The organism is Microbulbifer maximicatervae (SeqCode), assembly GCF_052467065.1.
Genome location: NZ_CP174299.1, coordinates 5,001,869 through 5,018,024, shown reverse-complemented (window position 1 = coordinate 5,018,024; position 16,156 = coordinate 5,001,869). Strand labels below are relative to the sequence as shown.

9 protein-coding genes are annotated in these 16,156 nt (G+C 52.6%); 5 read left to right on the top strand and 4 right to left on the bottom strand.

Going from position 1 to position 16,156, the window contains the following annotated elements; genetic code table 11:
• Positions 1-150 precede the first annotated feature (150 nt).
• Positions 151-5,040 (top strand): NAD-glutamate dehydrogenase, encoded by a 4,890-nt coding sequence (locus ACJJI1_RS22140; RefSeq protein ID WP_444959410.1) that lies wholly within the window; start codon positions 151-153, stop codon positions 5,038-5,040.
• A 104-nt stretch (positions 5,041-5,144) separates the two neighbouring features.
• A complete protein-coding gene (locus tag ACJJI1_RS22135) occupies positions 5,145-6,182 on the top strand; it encodes a quinone-dependent dihydroorotate dehydrogenase (protein WP_444958042.1) in 1,038 nt (345 codons plus the stop codon).
• Positions 6,183-6,246: 64 nt separating this feature from the next.
• Here the strand turns inward: ACJJI1_RS22135 and rmf are convergent, their stop codons facing one another.
• Positions 6,247-6,498 (bottom strand): ribosome modulation factor, encoded by a 252-nt coding sequence (gene rmf, locus ACJJI1_RS22130; RefSeq protein ID WP_108733677.1) that lies wholly within the window; start codon positions 6,496-6,498, stop codon positions 6,247-6,249.
• A gap of 434 nt (positions 6,499-6,932) precedes the next feature.
• Between rmf and rlmKL the strand changes: the two genes are divergently transcribed.
• Positions 6,933-9,131, top strand: a complete 2,199-nt coding sequence (gene rlmKL, locus ACJJI1_RS22125) for a bifunctional 23S rRNA (guanine(2069)-N(7))-methyltransferase RlmK/23S rRNA (guanine(2445)-N(2))-methyltransferase RlmL (protein WP_444958041.1) — start codon at positions 6,933-6,935, stop codon at positions 9,129-9,131.
• 260 nt (positions 9,132-9,391) lie between these two features.
• On the opposite strand, the gene ACJJI1_RS22120 is transcribed toward rlmKL, so the two are convergent.
• Both ACJJI1_RS22120 and ACJJI1_RS22115 read right to left on the bottom strand, forming a co-directional pair.
• Complete coding sequence (locus ACJJI1_RS22120) at positions 9,392-11,782, bottom strand: bifunctional serine/threonine-protein kinase/formylglycine-generating enzyme family protein (protein ID WP_444958040.1); 2,391 nt, start codon at positions 11,780-11,782, stop codon at positions 9,392-9,394.
• Between the two features lie 17 nt (positions 11,783-11,799).
• The gene (locus ACJJI1_RS22115; RefSeq protein ID WP_444897702.1) at positions 11,800-12,717 is read right to left on the bottom strand and encodes a PP2C family protein-serine/threonine phosphatase; all 918 of its coding nucleotides are present in this window, start codon (positions 12,715-12,717) and stop codon (positions 11,800-11,802) included.
• 319 nt (positions 12,718-13,036) lie between these two features.
• Between ACJJI1_RS22115 and ACJJI1_RS22110 the strand changes: the two genes are divergently transcribed.
• Entirely contained in the window at positions 13,037-13,897 is an 861-nt protein-coding gene (locus tag ACJJI1_RS22110) for an FHA domain-containing protein (RefSeq protein WP_444958039.1), read from the top strand.
• On the top strand, positions 13,894-14,148 hold the full coding sequence (locus ACJJI1_RS22105; RefSeq protein ID WP_444941402.1) for a glutaredoxin family protein: 255 nt from the start codon (positions 13,894-13,896) through the stop codon (positions 14,146-14,148). Before ACJJI1_RS22110 ends, ACJJI1_RS22105 begins: the two co-directional genes overlap by 4 nt.
• A 1-nt stretch (position 14,149) precedes the next feature.
• On the opposite strand, the gene ACJJI1_RS22100 is transcribed toward ACJJI1_RS22105, so the two are convergent.
• Entirely contained in the window at positions 14,150-16,156 is a 2,007-nt protein-coding gene (locus ACJJI1_RS22100) for a transglycosylase SLT domain-containing protein (protein WP_444958038.1), read from the bottom strand.

Below are 16,156 nucleotides of genomic sequence, written 5' to 3'. Positions count from 1 at the left end.
TGGAATGGACTTCTCCTCACTGTCTGACTGAAAGTGTAATTTTTAGGACTCGACCCTGCAGCTGCGTATGGGCTGAGATGATGACCTTTTCGGATCTACAGTGTTTGGATTCGATGTGACAAAAATGAGATTGGGAGGTTCCCCGTGAATATGGCGACGGTTATTACCGACAGCCGTGAAGAATTAGTTGCGCAGATTTGCGAGCTGATTCGTGACAAGCTGACCAGCGAAGCCGAACCCGTTGTGGCTTTTGCCCAGCAGTTCCTCAATCAGTACCCATTAGAGGATCTGGCCGGTCGTCGTCTTGTTGACGTCTATGGCTGCATATACACCTGGTGGAACTTTATTCAACAGCGCCCGGGCGGCCTACCCAAGGCGAAGGTTTTTAACCCCCGCCTCGAAGACGATGGTTGGGAGTGCTCGCATACGGTCATTGGCGTGCTGCAGCGGGATATGCCATTTCTGGTGGACTCCATTCGCATGGAGATCAATCGCCGAAATACAGTGACTCATTCGATAAAGAGTACGGTAGTTCGAGTCGAACGCGATGCCAAGGGGAAACTGACTCGCCTGTTGCCGCCAGAGGAAGAGTTACTGGGTGAAAAGCCGCAGGCAAAAGGGAAGCGCATCACGAACGAAGCGATGATTTATGTCGAGATTAATCACGACACTTCATCTGAGTTCGCTTCAGGCATGATGACTGGCTTAAAAGACGTACTCGGCGATGTGGAGCTGGTAGTGGACGACTATGTCCCGATGCTGGAAACCTGCAGCGCAATGGAGGGGCAGTTACAGGCGGGACTTCCAGACGAAGACACCAACCTATTGGAAGCCAGTGCATTTTTGCAGTGGATGCGCGACGGTAACTTCACCTTCCTGGGATATCGCGAATACGAGTTCAGTGTTGTCGGGGATAAAAAAATCCTCAATGAAGTTGAAGACCGCAGGCTCGGTATTTTCAAAAAGCTGGAAGAAGCCGCGCCGATGCTGGAAACCTCTTTTAGTGAGGGCAAGCAGCGTTTCTACCAAGGGCCCAATTACCTCACATTTGCCAAGTCCTCCGTTAAGTCTCGGGTGCACCGCACGGCCTATTCGGACTACGTGATGATTAAGCGCTACAACACCGAGGGTGAGGTGATTGGTGAAGCGGCGTTTATGGGGCTTTATACCTCGCCGGTTTACACCGAGAGCCCGGCGAAAATTCCGATTATTCGCCGCAAGATGGCCTCGATCATCGAGTCTAGCGGTCTCTCCGGGCAGGGGCACGATGGCAAAGCCCTGCGCCGGATTCTCGATACCTTCCCGAGGGATGAACTATTCCAGGGCAGTACCAAAGAGCTGTTTGACGTGGTAATGGGGGTGCTGCAGTTAAATGAGCGGGCTCACCTTCGTCTGTTTATGCGTCGCGACCCCTTTGGTAAATTCGTCACTGCCACGGTATACGTTCCCCGTGAGCTGTTTAACAGTGATGTGCGCGAGGTGATTTGCGCGCATATTGCCAAAGCGATTAATGCGAAGGACTCGGACTTCACCACTTTCTTCTCCGAATCCATTCTCGCGCGGGTTCATTTTGTTTTCCGCGTGTCCCCCGATGAGCCTGTTGATTTTGATGTCGCGCTGCTGGAGGCGCAAATTGTGGATATTACCCGCTCCTGGGAAGATGTTTTCCAAAGATCACTAATTGAAAATAGCGGGGAAGAAGAGGGCAGTCGTCTCTATCGTACTTTTGGCCGCGCCTTCCCGGCGGGGTACCGTGAAGACTTTGAGCCTCGTATTGCGGTGCAGGATGTAGCAGCCGTTCAGAGCCTTAGTGAAGATAACCGGGTGGCAATGAGTTTCTACCAGCCGGTGGGGGCCGCTCAGGGCAGCCTGCGGTTCAAGGTATTCAACTGGGGCAGCGGCCTGACGCTCTCCGACGTGATTCCCGTACTGGAAAATCTGGGCTTGCGGGTTATTGGTGAATTCCCCTATACGATTCGCCCCCGTGGCTATACCGATGTGTGGATGCACGAATTCCATCTGGAATTTGGTCTGCCCACCAAAATTGATGCGCAGGCATCCCGTGGCCTGTTCCAGGATGCGTTCGCGGCGATCTGGAATCACACGGCGGAAAGCGATGCCTTCAATCGCCTGGTACTGGCCGCCCGCCTTAACTGGCGCGAAGTATCCATGCTTCGTGCCTACGCCCGTTACCTGAAGCAAACGAAGTCCGGTGCCAGCCAGAGCTATATTGCCGCTACCCTGGCCAGCCACGTGGATATCACCCGCAACTTGGTAGCCTTGTTTAGGGCGATGTTCGATCCCCGTTTAAGCACGGGTAAGCAGGAGCAGCCCCGTGTCGAGCGCTTGATCGCTAAAATTCACGACGGTTTGGATACGGTTGATAACCTGAATGAAGATTTGGTTCTGCGCCGCTATTTGGAATTAATCCTGGCGACCCTGCGCACTAACTTCTTCCAGGTGGATGATGAAGGGCAGCCCAAGGATTATATTTCGATCAAATTCAGTCCCCGGGATATTCCCGGCATTCCCGAACCCCGCCCGGAGTTTGAGATTTTTGTTTACTCCCCTCGCGTGGAAGGTGTGCACTTGCGCGGCAGTAAAGTCGCTCGCGGGGGCCTGCGTTGGTCTGACCGACTGGAAGATTTCCGCACAGAAGTTCTGGGCCTGGTAAAAGCCCAAGCGGTGAAAAATGCGGTTATTGTACCCAGTGGTGCAAAAGGTGGATTTGTCGTTCGACGTCCGCCTGCCGATGGCAGCCGCGAAGCCATGATGGAAGAGGGAATTTCCTGCTACAAAACCTTTATTCGCGGCCTTTTGGATATCACTGACAATCTGAAAGATGGCGAAGTTGTACCGCCCAAATATGTTGTTCGCCGGGATGAGGATGACCCCTACCTGGTAGTGGCTGCGGATAAAGGGACGGCGACTTTCTCAGATATTGCCAACGGCATTGCCGGGGAGTATGGCTTCTGGATGGGCGACGCTTTCGCCTCCGGTGGCAGCCAGGGGTACGACCATAAGAAAATGGGCATTACAGCCCGTGGAGCCTGGGTATCGGTACAGCGCCACTTCCGTGAGATGGGGGTGGATGTCCAGAAAGAAAACTTCTCTGTTGTCGGCATTGGCGATATGGGTGGAGATGTTTTTGGTAACGGCATGTTGCTGTCTGAGCATATCTGCCTGAAAGCGGCCTTTAACCACCTGCATATTTTTGTGGACCCCAATCCGGATGCAGAATCCAGCTTTAAAGAGCGTCAGCGTTTGTTCGCGTTGCCCCGGTCGAGCTGGAGAGATTACGAGCGCAAATTAATTTCCAAAGGTGGTGGTATTTTCGAGCGTCGCGCCAAGGCCATTGCTATTACGCCTGAAATGAAAGAAGCGTTTGATATCAAACAGGATCAACTGAATCCCAACGAGCTGATTAGTGCCTTGCTCAGAGCGCCGGTGGATTTGATCTGGAATGGCGGTATTGGCACTTATGTTAAGGCTACTACCGAGACGGACTCCGAAGTTGGTGACAAGTCCAATGATCACTTGCGCGTTGATGGTCGGGAGTTGCGTGCCAAAGTCTTTGGCGAGGGCGGCAACCTGGGTATGACCCAGCGTGGACGTATTGAGTTTGCTCTCAATGGCGGGCGTTGTAACACCGACTTTATCGATAATGCGGCCGGTGTGGATTGTTCTGACCACGAGGTAAATATCAAGATCCTTCTGGATAAAGTTGTTGCCCAGGGTGATTTGACTGAAAAGCAGCGCAATGAGCTGTTGGATGGGATGACCGATGCTGTCGGTGAATTGGTGCTGCACAATAACTATGAGCAGACTTTTGCCCTCAGTGTGGCGGAATATCAGGTTGCCAAGCGCCTGGACGAGTACCGCAGAACTATCAACACTTTGGAAGACGACGGCCGATTGAACCGCGCGCTGGAGTTTATTCCTGACAACGAGCAGATTTCTGAGCGCGAGCACAAAGGGCAGTCCCTGACCCGCCCCGAATTATCGGTTCTAATTTCATACGTTAAGGTCAAGTTGAAAGAAGAGCTGCAAAATGCACAAATCACCGACAATGAGCGGGTGCGTTTTGCGGTTGAGTCTGCATTCCCGGAAAAATTGGTCGAGCGTTATCGCGACCAAGTCTATGACCATCCGCTGTTGCGCCAGATTGTGGCTACCCAGGTTGCCAATGAGATGGTTAACAGTATGGGTATCACCTTCTACAACCGTATCGGTACAGCTACTGGCGCCGATGTGAATGATGTAACTGCTGCTTACGTCAGCGCTCGCGATGTGTACGAGATGCACGACTTCCAGGAGCAGCTGGCTGCGCTGGACTACAAGGTGCCAGCGGAGCTGCAAACGGAACTGCTGAACTCGATGATAGGCCGTGTGCGTCGGGCAACCCGGTGGTTCCTGCGCAATCGCCGCAATGAGTTGGAGCCAGCTACCAACTGCGAGCTGTTCCAGGAGCCGGTACAGCGGGTTATTACAGCGTTGCCGCAGGTCTTGAGTGGCGAGCCCCTTAACGAATGGGAGCAGCGCTACCAGAAACTCCTGGAAGCAGGGGTACCAGAGGCCCTTGCCCTGCTGTCGGCGTCGCCCACCTACCTCTACTCGGCACTGGGTATTTCTGAGTCGGCGCGAGCTAGCGATACGCCCGTAGAGGAAGTTGCCACGGTTTACTTCAGGCTGTCGGATGAGTTGAACCTGCATTGGTTTGGCAATCTGATCGTCGACTTGCCGGTAGACAGCTTCTGGCAGGCGCAGGCCCGGGAGACCAGTATGGATGACCTGGACAGCCAGTTGTCGACACTGGCGGTGAACATTCTCCGCTTAGGCAAGGCTGAAAATCTTGATGTAGAGGGTGCAATGTCCCGCTGGAGCGCTATCATGGCGCCCGCAATTCAACGCTGGCACAATATGATTGCCGAGTTGAAGTCTACTTCTGTCGGTGACTTTGCCATGTTCACTGTGGCTTTGCGCGAGCTAATGTATCTCGCCCACGCCACTGCGGACCGGGAAACCCTGGCAGAACAGTAGCGGAATAGAGCCCAGGGGCCGCTCAAAGGTCCCTGTAGTATCGTCATCACAAGATAGAGCCCTTCGTTTTTCTGAAGGGTTCGCCTCCCCACGTAAGGAAAGGTATGTATTCAACACTGCGTAAAGCCTTGTTTGCGCTTGACCCTGAGCGGGCCCACCATTTGTCGATTGATGCCATTGGCGCTGCAGAGCGTCTCGGTTTGATGTCCCTGTACAAAAAGTCGGTGCCGGATGATCCGGTCGAGTTGATGGGGCTCACTCTACCCAACCCGGTTGGTTTGGCCGCTGGTCTGGATAAGAATGCGCAGGCCTTCAATGGTTTCGGAGCCCTGGGTTTTGGATTCGTTGAAGTAGGCACCGTGACACCGCGCCCCCAACCTGGCAATCCGCTGCCAAGGCTGTTTAGGGTGGAAGAGGCCGATGCGATTATTAACCGTATGGGTTTTAACAACCTCGGTGTTGACTACCTGATTGAACGAGTGAAAAAGCGCCGTTATAGCGGTGTCTTGGGGATCAATGTAGGTAAGAACTTTGATACTCCAGTGGAAAAGGCCGCCGATGACTACTGCCAGTGTATGGAGAAGGTGTACCGCTACGCCGACTACATCACTGCCAACGTTTCCTCTCCCAATACCAAAGGGCTACGTGACCTACAGTTTGGTGACAGTCTCAATCGCTTGCTGGGCAGCATCAAAGACAAGCAGATGGAGCTGGCTCAAAAGAGTGATCGCTACGTCCCTGTCGCTGTCAAGATTGCCCCGGATATGGAAGGCGATGCGGTGGCGCAGATAGCTGAGGCGCTGTGTGAGTACGATATCGACGGCGTGATCGCTACCAATACGACGATCGATAAGTCTTCAGTCGCCAAGCTGCCCCATGGTAGCGAAGAGGGCGGTTTGAGCGGAAAACCCCTGAGAGCTCAATCCACCAAGGTCATCGAGCTGTTATCGAAAGAGTTGAGCAAGCAGATCCCGATTATTGGGGTTGGCGGTATTTTTGATGGTGACAGTGCGGCTGAAAAGATTCGTGCTGGGGCGACTGCCGTACAGATGTATACCGGTTTTATCTATCGGGGGCCTGAATTGATTCGTGAGGCGGCAGAGGCAATTGCTTTGGAGCGTCGCCGAACAGAGCAAGGGTAAGCTGTATCGGTTGCTGACTGCTAGGAAAAGGGGGGGCTTTTGACGATAAGCCCCCTTGCCATCGCTAAATGGTACTCCACCCGTCAGGGTATTGGATGTCGGTAGAAACGGCGCCATAAATTTCCAGTTTTTGCGCCTTGGTAACTCTGTCGAAGCCATTCCAGTAATCTTCCCGCCCCTCACGCCAACCATTGATCCACTCCTGATGAGGATCCTCTTCGACAAATGGGCAGCTATCCATAGACTTGTTGTTCAGGGCTGCCAAATAGCCCTTGTAAAATGCCCTGTCGGCGTGATTTCGTTTTTGGCGTTTCATCGTATACGGCACCTCTACTTTGTCGGTCTGTGGACAGTTTGTCGGCAGGTTCGCAAACGGCTCTATTTGGGGGTGTCTCTCAATGAATTTTAGTGAAGGAAATAAGTCTTTGAACGGACCGACCCAATCCACCTTATTAGTAAGAGTAAAGTGGCTGCGTGGGAATCGGAAAACATCTCTAGTTGACAGTATGACTTATGGGGCAGGTAGTAATTAACGGCAGGGCGTATTCTCTTCTGCCACAAAATGGGATAATCGTCCTCTTTTGGGCAAGGCGATAATGCTCAATTTCCCTAGTTGGGGGCGGTAAAGGTTTTGCCTCCAAGTTTTATTTGTGCGTACTGGCGGCGCAGACGTTGCCGGCAGCTTTAAGTGGGCGGTCTTTATTGGCGCACAAAACTTCCTCCACAGGAGGAGCTTAATGAGTAAGTATTTTGACAGATTTACAAACCGAAGAATTTGAGTTTACGGCTACTTGTCCCAAGGGAATAGAGGGACTGCTCGCTAATGAATTACGCGACCTGGGTGCAGGGTCTGTAAGGGAGCAGCCGGCGGCAGTGTATTTTTCCGGCTCCCTGAAGCTGGCTTACCGCTGCTGTCTGTGGAGTCGCTTGGCAAACCGCATTATGTTGCGTTTGGCGCAGGTGCATGTAGCCACCGCTGAAGACCTTTACCAAGCAGTTGCCGAGCAACCCTGGGAACTCCACATTCGCCCCTCGGGCAAACTGTGGATGCAATTCTCTGGGACCAATCGAGAGATCCGCAATAGTCAGTTCGGTGCTCAAAAAGCAAAAGATGCCATTGTCGACCGCCTTCGCCGCCAGTCGGGAGCCCGTCCAAGTATTGATAAACATCATCCAGATTTGACGGTTGCCCTGCGCTTGCATCGGGATAAGTTGGATATCGCCATCGATCTAAGCGGTGACAGCTTGCATCGCCGTGGCTACCGAACCCATATCGGTGCAGCCCCACTGAAAGAGAACCTTGCGGCAGCACTGTTGCTGCGAGCCGGCTGGCCAAAGATTGCTGAGCAGGGTGGAGCCTTGCTCGACCCGATGTGTGGCTCGGGCACTATTCTGGTGGAGGCGGCGATGATCGCTGCGGATATGGCACCGGGATTAATGCGGGGTAGCTTTGGTTTTGAGCGCTGGCTGAACCATCAAAGCGATATTTGGAACGAGCTTCGCGAAGAGGCATTGCAGCGTCAAGGCGTTGGCCTGGCGCGCGAACTGCCAGAGATTCGCGGTTACGATGCCGATGCGAAAGTCTTGTTTGCGGCTGAGGCTAATATTGCCCGGGCCGGTCTGGAGCGCCAGGTGCGAGTGAGTTGCCGCCCAGTAGCAGGGTTTAGGGTACCGAGCCATAGAGAAGTCAAAGCGGGATTGGTTTTGACAAACCCGCCCTACGGTGAGCGCTTGGGTGAGCAGGAAGCTCTGCGGGAGACCTATTTTGAACTGGGGCGGCAGTTAAAGGCGGAGTTCCCGGGCTGGTTGGTCGGTGTGTTTACCGGCAATCCGGAACTGGGTTATGCCACCGGTTTACGCTCTCACAAGCAATACCAGCTATACAATGGCAGTATCCCCAGTCAGTTGCTGATGTTTGAGGTTCGTGCGCAAAGTGGGGCGGCGGCGAGTGAAGCTGCTGGGCCGAAGTTGTCACCCCAGGCGGAGATGGTAGCAAATCGCTTGCGCAAAAATCTGCGCACTACGGGTAAATGGGCCGCGAGGAGTGGCGTGGATTGTTACCGCCTCTACGATGCGGACTTGCCTGAGTATGCTGCGGCGATCGATATCTATAAAACCCTGGATGGCGCCGTGTACGCGCATTTGCAGGAGTATCGTCCGCCGGCTACTATCGAGGAAGAGAAGGCTCGGGGGCGCTTGCGCGATTTGTTAAGGGCCCTTCAGTCCGTGCTCGAATTGCCTCGCGCGAATATCAGTATTAAAGAACGCCGTCGCCACAGCCACAAGGGCGGAGGTAAGGGTGGAAGTCAGTACCAGAAGCAGACGGAATCCAGAAAGGAGCTCTGGGTTGGGGAGTATGGTGCTGAGTTGGCGGTAGATCTGTGGAGCTACCTGGATACAGGGCTTTTCCTCGATCATCGCCCGGTGCGCAAATATCTACGAGAGATTTCTGCCGGTAAAACATTCCTAAACCTTTTCTGCTATACCGCCAGTGCGACGGTCCAAGCGGCTCTGGGTGGTTGCAAGCAGAGCACTAGTGTCGATATGTCGCGAACCTATCAAAACTGGGCGGGACAAAATTTCCGTGCTAATAACATGGATCCTTATCGCCATCAGTTGGTCGAGGCCGATTGTTTACAGTGGCTTGAATCTGCTCAACAGAACAGGAAAGGCCATTACGATTTAATATTCATGGACCCCCCGAGTTTCTCCAATTCCGCGAAGATGAGCGGGGTATTAGATATTCAGAGGGACCACGGGAAATTGATTCGTCAGTGTATGTCCCTGTTGTCGCCTCAAGGTCGCTTGGTGTTTTCCAACAACTTGCGCAGCTTTAAGATGGACGAGGACGTTTCCAGTGAATATTCGGTAGAGAAGCTGAACCTTTTGGATAAGGACTTTCAGCGCAACCCAAAAATTCACAATGTTTGGGAGCTCCGGCTGAAGTAGGGTGGTACTAACGCTTTAGTGATTTATGGCCGGCTTGATTTAATAGCCGGCCTAAGATACCTAAGGTCTAATAGGTTTTGACCATTGAAATTGAGGAATTTTACAGGCTGGAGGTAAATCGCCGTCCAGTGTCAATTTACTTGTAATTCAATTCTAGGTTAATTTGGGCCAGCGGCTTTCAGCTAGAACTTTGCATAAATAAAAAGATAGCGAAAGTTGACGGTACAACCACAGAAACCCGATTCGCTGTAAGCTCGGATCTATTCATTCAGATCCATTACAACCCGTATCCCCACATCCTTTGAGCGCGCGGTTTCATTGAGGCCTTTTCGGTAGTCAGAAGAAATCTTACTAGAGGTATCACGCATTGAGCCGCCCCTTACAGAATGAAGTTGGCAGCCGTTAATCTTTATAGGCGCTGAAGTAGTTTTTGTTGGGTTGTATCCAGCTTGGTAGCAGTCTTCCACCCACTCAGCCACGTTCCCTGCAGTGTCAAAAAGGCCAAAAGGATTCGCCTGGTAATGCCCTACGGGAGCTGTACTGATACTGAACAGCTTTGTAAATTCGCTAGAGCAACCCCTGCGGCAATTCGCTTTTCCCCGGATGTCGCTGGAAGCCCACCAGTATTGGTGGGAACTACCTCCCCGGGCTGCGTACTCCCACTCGGCTTCACTTGCCAGCCGATACTGCTTGCCAGACTCCTTTGACAGCCACTTCACATACCTTTGTGCGTCCCGCCAGGTCACATTAATTACCGGTCTATCGCCGCGCCCCCAGCCTGCATCGCTGGGTTTAGCACTGCCGGTGGCCTCGGCGAAACGATCGTATTCGGCAAAGGTGACCTCATAGATGGATATAGCAAAGTCCTGCTCTACATTTACCCTGTGCGCAGGGCTGGCCAATCGCCGCTGGTTATTGCCCATGGTAAAGCTGCCTGCTCCCACTGCGACCATTTTCGGGCCCAAGCCACCGGAGGATAATTCAGATTGAAATCGCTTGCCGATAAAGTAGGCAGGTTCCAGCTCGATCGCCACTTCGAGGTTTTGTTCTTCCAGCAAGACCCACTGGCGAACTTTACTGAAGCCCCGTTTACTCACTTCCACATCATATTTGCCTGGGCTCAATTCAAGCCCCGGCTGGTAGCGGGGGGCTATGTTCATAATCCGCACACGGGCATCAGACGGCTTTGTGTTAATCGTTAGGCTGTACAGCTTGGGTTGGTTCTCTGCTCTTGGCTCTGCAGGCTCAGGCGTGAGAACTTTTGGGGGCTCAATATTACTCCTGGCAATCAGTGCCTGATTACCACTGAGGGGTAGTTGTGCATCTGCATTGAGCGAGGAAGGTAGATTTAGCTGGGTAACTTGTACCTGTGAGTTTAGGGCATCTGCTGCTAATTCAGTTGGCGCAGACTCTGTATTTGAATTTGGAGCAATATTGGCAGGCTGCTCCGCGGTACCTAGTAGGGTGGCAGCTGTAAAATCGGCAGCGCCGTCCAATATAGGTAGTCCAAGTTGCCAGCCGGCCTTGTGATCAACGATGCTATACAGGCCCCAGGTTGAGGTAAGGCCAACAGCGATAAAGCTGCTCATAAGCCAGGAGCGCTTGTGTTTTGTTGGCTCAGCGAGGAACTGCCGCAGGCGTACAACAGTATCCTGCTCCTTACGCTCTGGCTTCTCGGGCGTTTCCTTCCGTTTCCAACTGGAAGCAACTCTCCCGAGTTGGTCTGCCACACTGCCGTAAATGGTCAGTACAAGTGCTTTTGCCAAGCTGGAAGTTTTTAAAGTTGAATTGTTGAGCTGGCTGATTTGGTTGGCCGGCTTTCCGGCGAGGGCTGCAACCAAATCATCTGCGGCATCGGCGATATCCAGGCCGCGTTGAAATCGCTTATCCGGATCTTTGGCCAGGAAGTGATCAAGTAGAGGCTGATAAAGTGCGTATCGGGCTGGCAGTCGCGGTATTGGGTCGGTGAGGTGCTTTATTGCAATGGCGACGGCTTCGTCTGCTTGATAGGGCACGGCTCCTGTGAGCATTTCATAGAAAACAACTCCCAGGCTATACAGGTCGGCACGACCGTCAACCGCTGCTCCGCGAGCCTGTTCTGGGCTCATATAGTGAGGGGTTCCCACAACCATCCCACTGTTAGTCATACGGGTGGTTCTCGCGATAGCCCGGGCAACCCCAAAATCGCTGAGCACGGCCGATCCATCTTCGCGAAACAGGATATTTTCCGGTTTCAGGTCTCGGTGTACATAGCCCTTGCTGTGGGAGTGGTCTAGGGCCATGGCTATCTGGCGCACAACATTAAGCGCCTCAAGAGGCTCAAGCCCACCTTTGCTTAAACGCTCTGCAACCGAGCCCCCAGGCATGTAGTCCATGGCGATATAGTTCAGGCTGCGGTAGCGGCCAATATCGTGAATACCGACGATATTTGGGTGTGACAGCTGCCCAACGATATTTGCTTCCCGCTGGAACCGCTCACTGAAGATTGGATCAGCGTTCAATACTGGCGACATAACTTTTAGTGCCACCTGCCGGCCCACACTGCGCTGTATAGCCAGGTAGACTGAGGACATTCCCCCCTGATTGATCTTCTTGAGGATGCGGTAGCCCGGTATCTGCAGTGAAGAGGTGCCGCTATTGACGACTTCCATGAAGTGCTTTCCCTATCTTAAAGCAGAGTTGAAAGTCCGTAGGCAACTGCGGTGGCTAAAGCGACAGTGAAGAGGAGAATGAAGGGGCGATACTTTCTGAGTGTGGAGCCGGGCAGGGTGGGCTCGCTAATTGGGTTGAGGGATGCGGTAGAAGAAGGTTGCGCTGTGGATGGGGCATCTATGACCTGAACAGTGACATTATCTTTGCCTCCTGCATCCAATGCTGCAGCGATTAGAAGTTCTGTTGCTCTGTGTGTATCACTGTTTTCTGTCAATATCTGGTTGATTGAATTTGCTGGTACTTCCGAACTAAGTCCATCGCTGCAGATGAGTAGTCTCTGTCCTGCTGCCCAGCGATAGGAGACTCGGTCCACTTCGAGTTTGGGGTTGGTACTACCGCCGATACATCGGGTAATTACATGCCGGTTGGGGTGAATTGCGGCTTCTTCGGAGTTGATAGCGCCTGAATCCATCAACATCTGTACGTAGGAGTGGTCGCTGGTTAGTTGGGTGAGCTTCCCTGTTGTGCCTTCGGGAGCCCAGAGGTAAGCGCGGCTGTCTCCAACCCAGTAGATATGAAAGTAGTCACCCTCTTCAGCAACAACGACCGCAGTAGAGCCCATATTGGCTGTGGTTTGTTCATCGCCCAGTAAAAGGGCGTGCGCTTTTTGCAAGGCACGCTCGTAGTGCTTGTCAGTTTCCGCTGACTTTTGGATTTCTTCAACAACAGTTTTGCTCGCGAGTTCACCAGCGTGGTGACCGCCAAGGCCATCGGCTACAACCCAGATACCTTTGTCTTCCGCAGCCCAATAGGCATCTTCGTTCTGTTCACGCTTATAGCCGGTATGGGTTGCGCCGGCACTGCGTGTAGCGTCTTTGCTATGCTGAACTATCCCGCTGTGCCGTGATACTTCGCGTACTTTGGCTTCACTCACTGGCGTGCAACTACCTGTAATTTATTTAATCTTTCTAACGGTGATAACCCTCCGGTAATCACACGCCTCTTCCCTGTTGTGCTCTCGGCTTATTCAAGTTGCCGATCACTTTGTAGGTCATCGCTGAATCTGTTAAATACTAGACCTTTGGGCCATTTTAAGCTGCAAACCGAATCACACGCTAATGATATCGCCCATGATAAACTCAACTTTATCAATAAAAGTGAGTGTTTCGGCTGCTTTTTAACATTAGTTAAGCTCACTGTCTTCAATAATTGGCCAATTTCACACGGCCATTTTGGCTTTAGGAGCGATTTCGATGCTCAAACTTTGTGATGTCAATGATCTCAGCCAGAGCGTATGGCTGGTATCGCCGGGAGTAACTGTGGGGCGGGCGCAGAGTAGTGACTTGTGTATTGCCGATGATTCCGTAGCGAAGTCGCACCTTAAAATTGCAGTTAATGGCGATGTTCTGACTTTGCACAATTTGTCGGGCGCGGCCCGTGTTTTGCTTAATGGTCAGCCAACTGGTACACCGTGCCAGTTAAAAATAAACGATCAGGTCAAAGTGGGCAGCCGTTTACTCCAGGTAATCGACCCGAAGGTAACTAAGCTCAAGTCTGGCCCCCCTAAGGCTGCTTCGAATCAGGGCGTTGCCTGGGCGCTAAGAGCCAATCACCGGGCTATTGCAGGAAAGGTGTTCCCTGTGAAAGAGAGTGCGGTAATTGGGCGCTCCGATGAGTGTGATATAACTTTTTCGCTTTCACATCTTTCGCGTAGGCACGCTCGTCTCGAAGTAAGGGAGGGCTTACTGTTCGTTATTGACTTAGGTTCGGCAAATGGGACTTTTGTCAATAATAGAAAGGTTAGTGAGAGTCGGGTGCGCAGGGGCGATGAGCTTCGACTCGACACTTTAAGTTTTTCAATTGTCGGCCCAGCTGACGATAACAACCGCACGGCTGTACGCCCGGCTTTGCCGGAGTTCGAATTGCCCAGTTCTACCTCTGTCTCTGGAGAAGCCGATACAGTCCCCTATGCGGTGCAACCCAGTTTGTCTGAGGAGGTACCTGAGGGAGTCGATAAGCCAAAGGCTAAAAGTAAAACGTGGCTTTTAATAGTGGGGCTTGCGCTAAGTGTTGCGGGATATCTCTGGGGCAGCAGCCAGGGGGTTTTTGGATGAGCGATATAAAAGAGCTTTTGCTCTACACCACTTTGGGTTGCGGCCTGTGCGAAAAAGCCAAAATTGAAATTTGGCCTGCGCTGGAAAAATTCAACTTGCGTCTTCGCGAGGTGGATATCGCCGAGGATGAAGCGTTAATGGAGCGCTTTTCTATCCGCATTCCGGTGGTTGGCCTTGGAGACCCCGACGATGTTTGCGGTTGGCCGTTTGACCAGGCGCAATTGCAAGATTGGCTGAAGGAGCGGCTTTAAATTACAGCCGGCTCGCAGCTTCACTCTCCCTTAATAGTTGCAGCTTGGTGCCGCTTCGGTAGGCGTAAATTACCGAATAGGCAAGTACATTTTGCACATAATTACGCGTTTCCCGGAATGGAATGGTTTCAATCCACACATCATAGGGCAGCTGTTTTCGGGTCTCTTTTAGCCATCCCGCTACGCGGGTTGGCCCGGCATTATAGGCGGCCGCTGCCAGAAAACGGTTATTGTCAAAGCGGTTAAGTAAGCTACTTAAGTAAAAGCTGCCGAGTGCAATATTGGTGTTGGGGCTCAATAGGTCCCAGCTGCGTCGATAGCGCACCCCCGCTCTGCGCGCAGTAGCTTTTGCGGTCGATGGGAGCAATTGCATAAGTCCCAGGGCCCCGGAGCTGGATTTTGCATCGTGACTAAAGTGGCTCTCTTGTCGTGCTACAGCGTAAATCAGATAAGGTTCTAGTGCCGAGCTCTGGGCACCGACCTGTTTGCTCACATCGTGAACAATATCGGAAAAGGCGAGTGGGAATCGCAGTTCCAAGTCGTCGAGGTAGTCAGCCGCAAGCACTGACTGGATTGATTTGTGGTACCAGCCCCAGGCGCTAGCTACTTTGCCGGCCGCAAGCAATTCCTGGTGGTCCATAGTTCTTGTGGCATAGCTCCACTCCCTTCGGGCATGGAAGAGTTCGCCTATCGCTTGTAATTCTCGGGCTCTCTGCAGTTCGGGGCGCTTTGCCATCTCCTGCACTTGAATGGGGGTGATTGGTGCCGGCCGGTGCTCAAAGCTGTACTGTTGCCCCAAAGTATCAGCGGCAAGGAAACCGTAGTAACTGCGATTACGGGCGGCTTTGCGGTAAAGGTGGGAGGAGGCTTCAGAACTTCCTGTGCCATAAAGCTCTTCCAGTGAGCGGGCTTTCCAATATATCCACCGGTCGAGTTGTTGTTTCTCCTCAGGCAGGCGATCAATCCAGAACGCGACCTGTTGCCAATTTAATTCACGTAGGGATTGTCTGGCTAGCCACTCGATGGTGCGGCCATCTGTCACTGTGTGATGTTCAACCAGCTGTTGCAAGCGCTGCATATTATCCTGGCGAGCAAATTGACGCGCCAAGTGCTTGAACATGGCTTCTTGTTGGGCATCGGAAAACAAGTAGCTGGCCTGATAGCGGTGCCAGGCAGTTTCAGCTTTGATCGCGTCTTTTTTCGCCAATTGGTGCAATCCGTGCAACACGATATCGCGATATTCCAGTGGGTTGAAGGCGAACTTGGTGTCAGTGAGAAGCATCTGTGGGTTGCGATGGACCGAGCGTAGAAGTTTGGCTTTCTCTGCTTGGGCTGGCGTCATTTTTTTGGCGATATAACGTGCCAAATCGAGATTGCCTTCTTCGACTGCCAGCAGGTGCCGCTTCCAAGCGAGTTCCTGCGTCAAGCCGCCGTTTTTCATCCAGCGGGCAAAAACGGGGTCGCACTCCTCGACTTGGGACCGCCCAACAAGCCAGAGTTCTGATATCAACTGCTGTGTTTCTGCCTGATAGCCGTCTCGGCGCGATAGGGCATCGGCGTAATAGCAGCGGAGGGAGGTGCGACTGTGTTGCGAAGGTTGGTAATAGCGCAGGTAAGTCGAGAACTTTTTTTGACTACCGAGTTGGCGCAACAACCTGACCATCATCCAGTCGCCAATAGCCGTGCCTCTGTTGCTCTCCAGGAATTGATCAACTTCTTTTAAGGGCAGTTGGTGCAGTTTTTCACTGAGCGCCCAATAGTCAATATAAGCAGCGAGGGGATAATCTTTGAGCTCAGCTTTAAGTGCTCGAAGTTGCCGTCGATCCCTGTATTTTATCGCCTGCCGGGCCTGGCGGAGCTTTTCTCTCTGTGCCGCACGATCACCTTCGGATACTTCCGGTGCGATAGCGGTTGCCTGAACAGATTGTGCATTTGTGGGCACGGCTGTGCAGAGACAGGTGATGATTAGGGCAGAAAGAAGCGCGATTCCTTTTGCGTCAGCTGACAT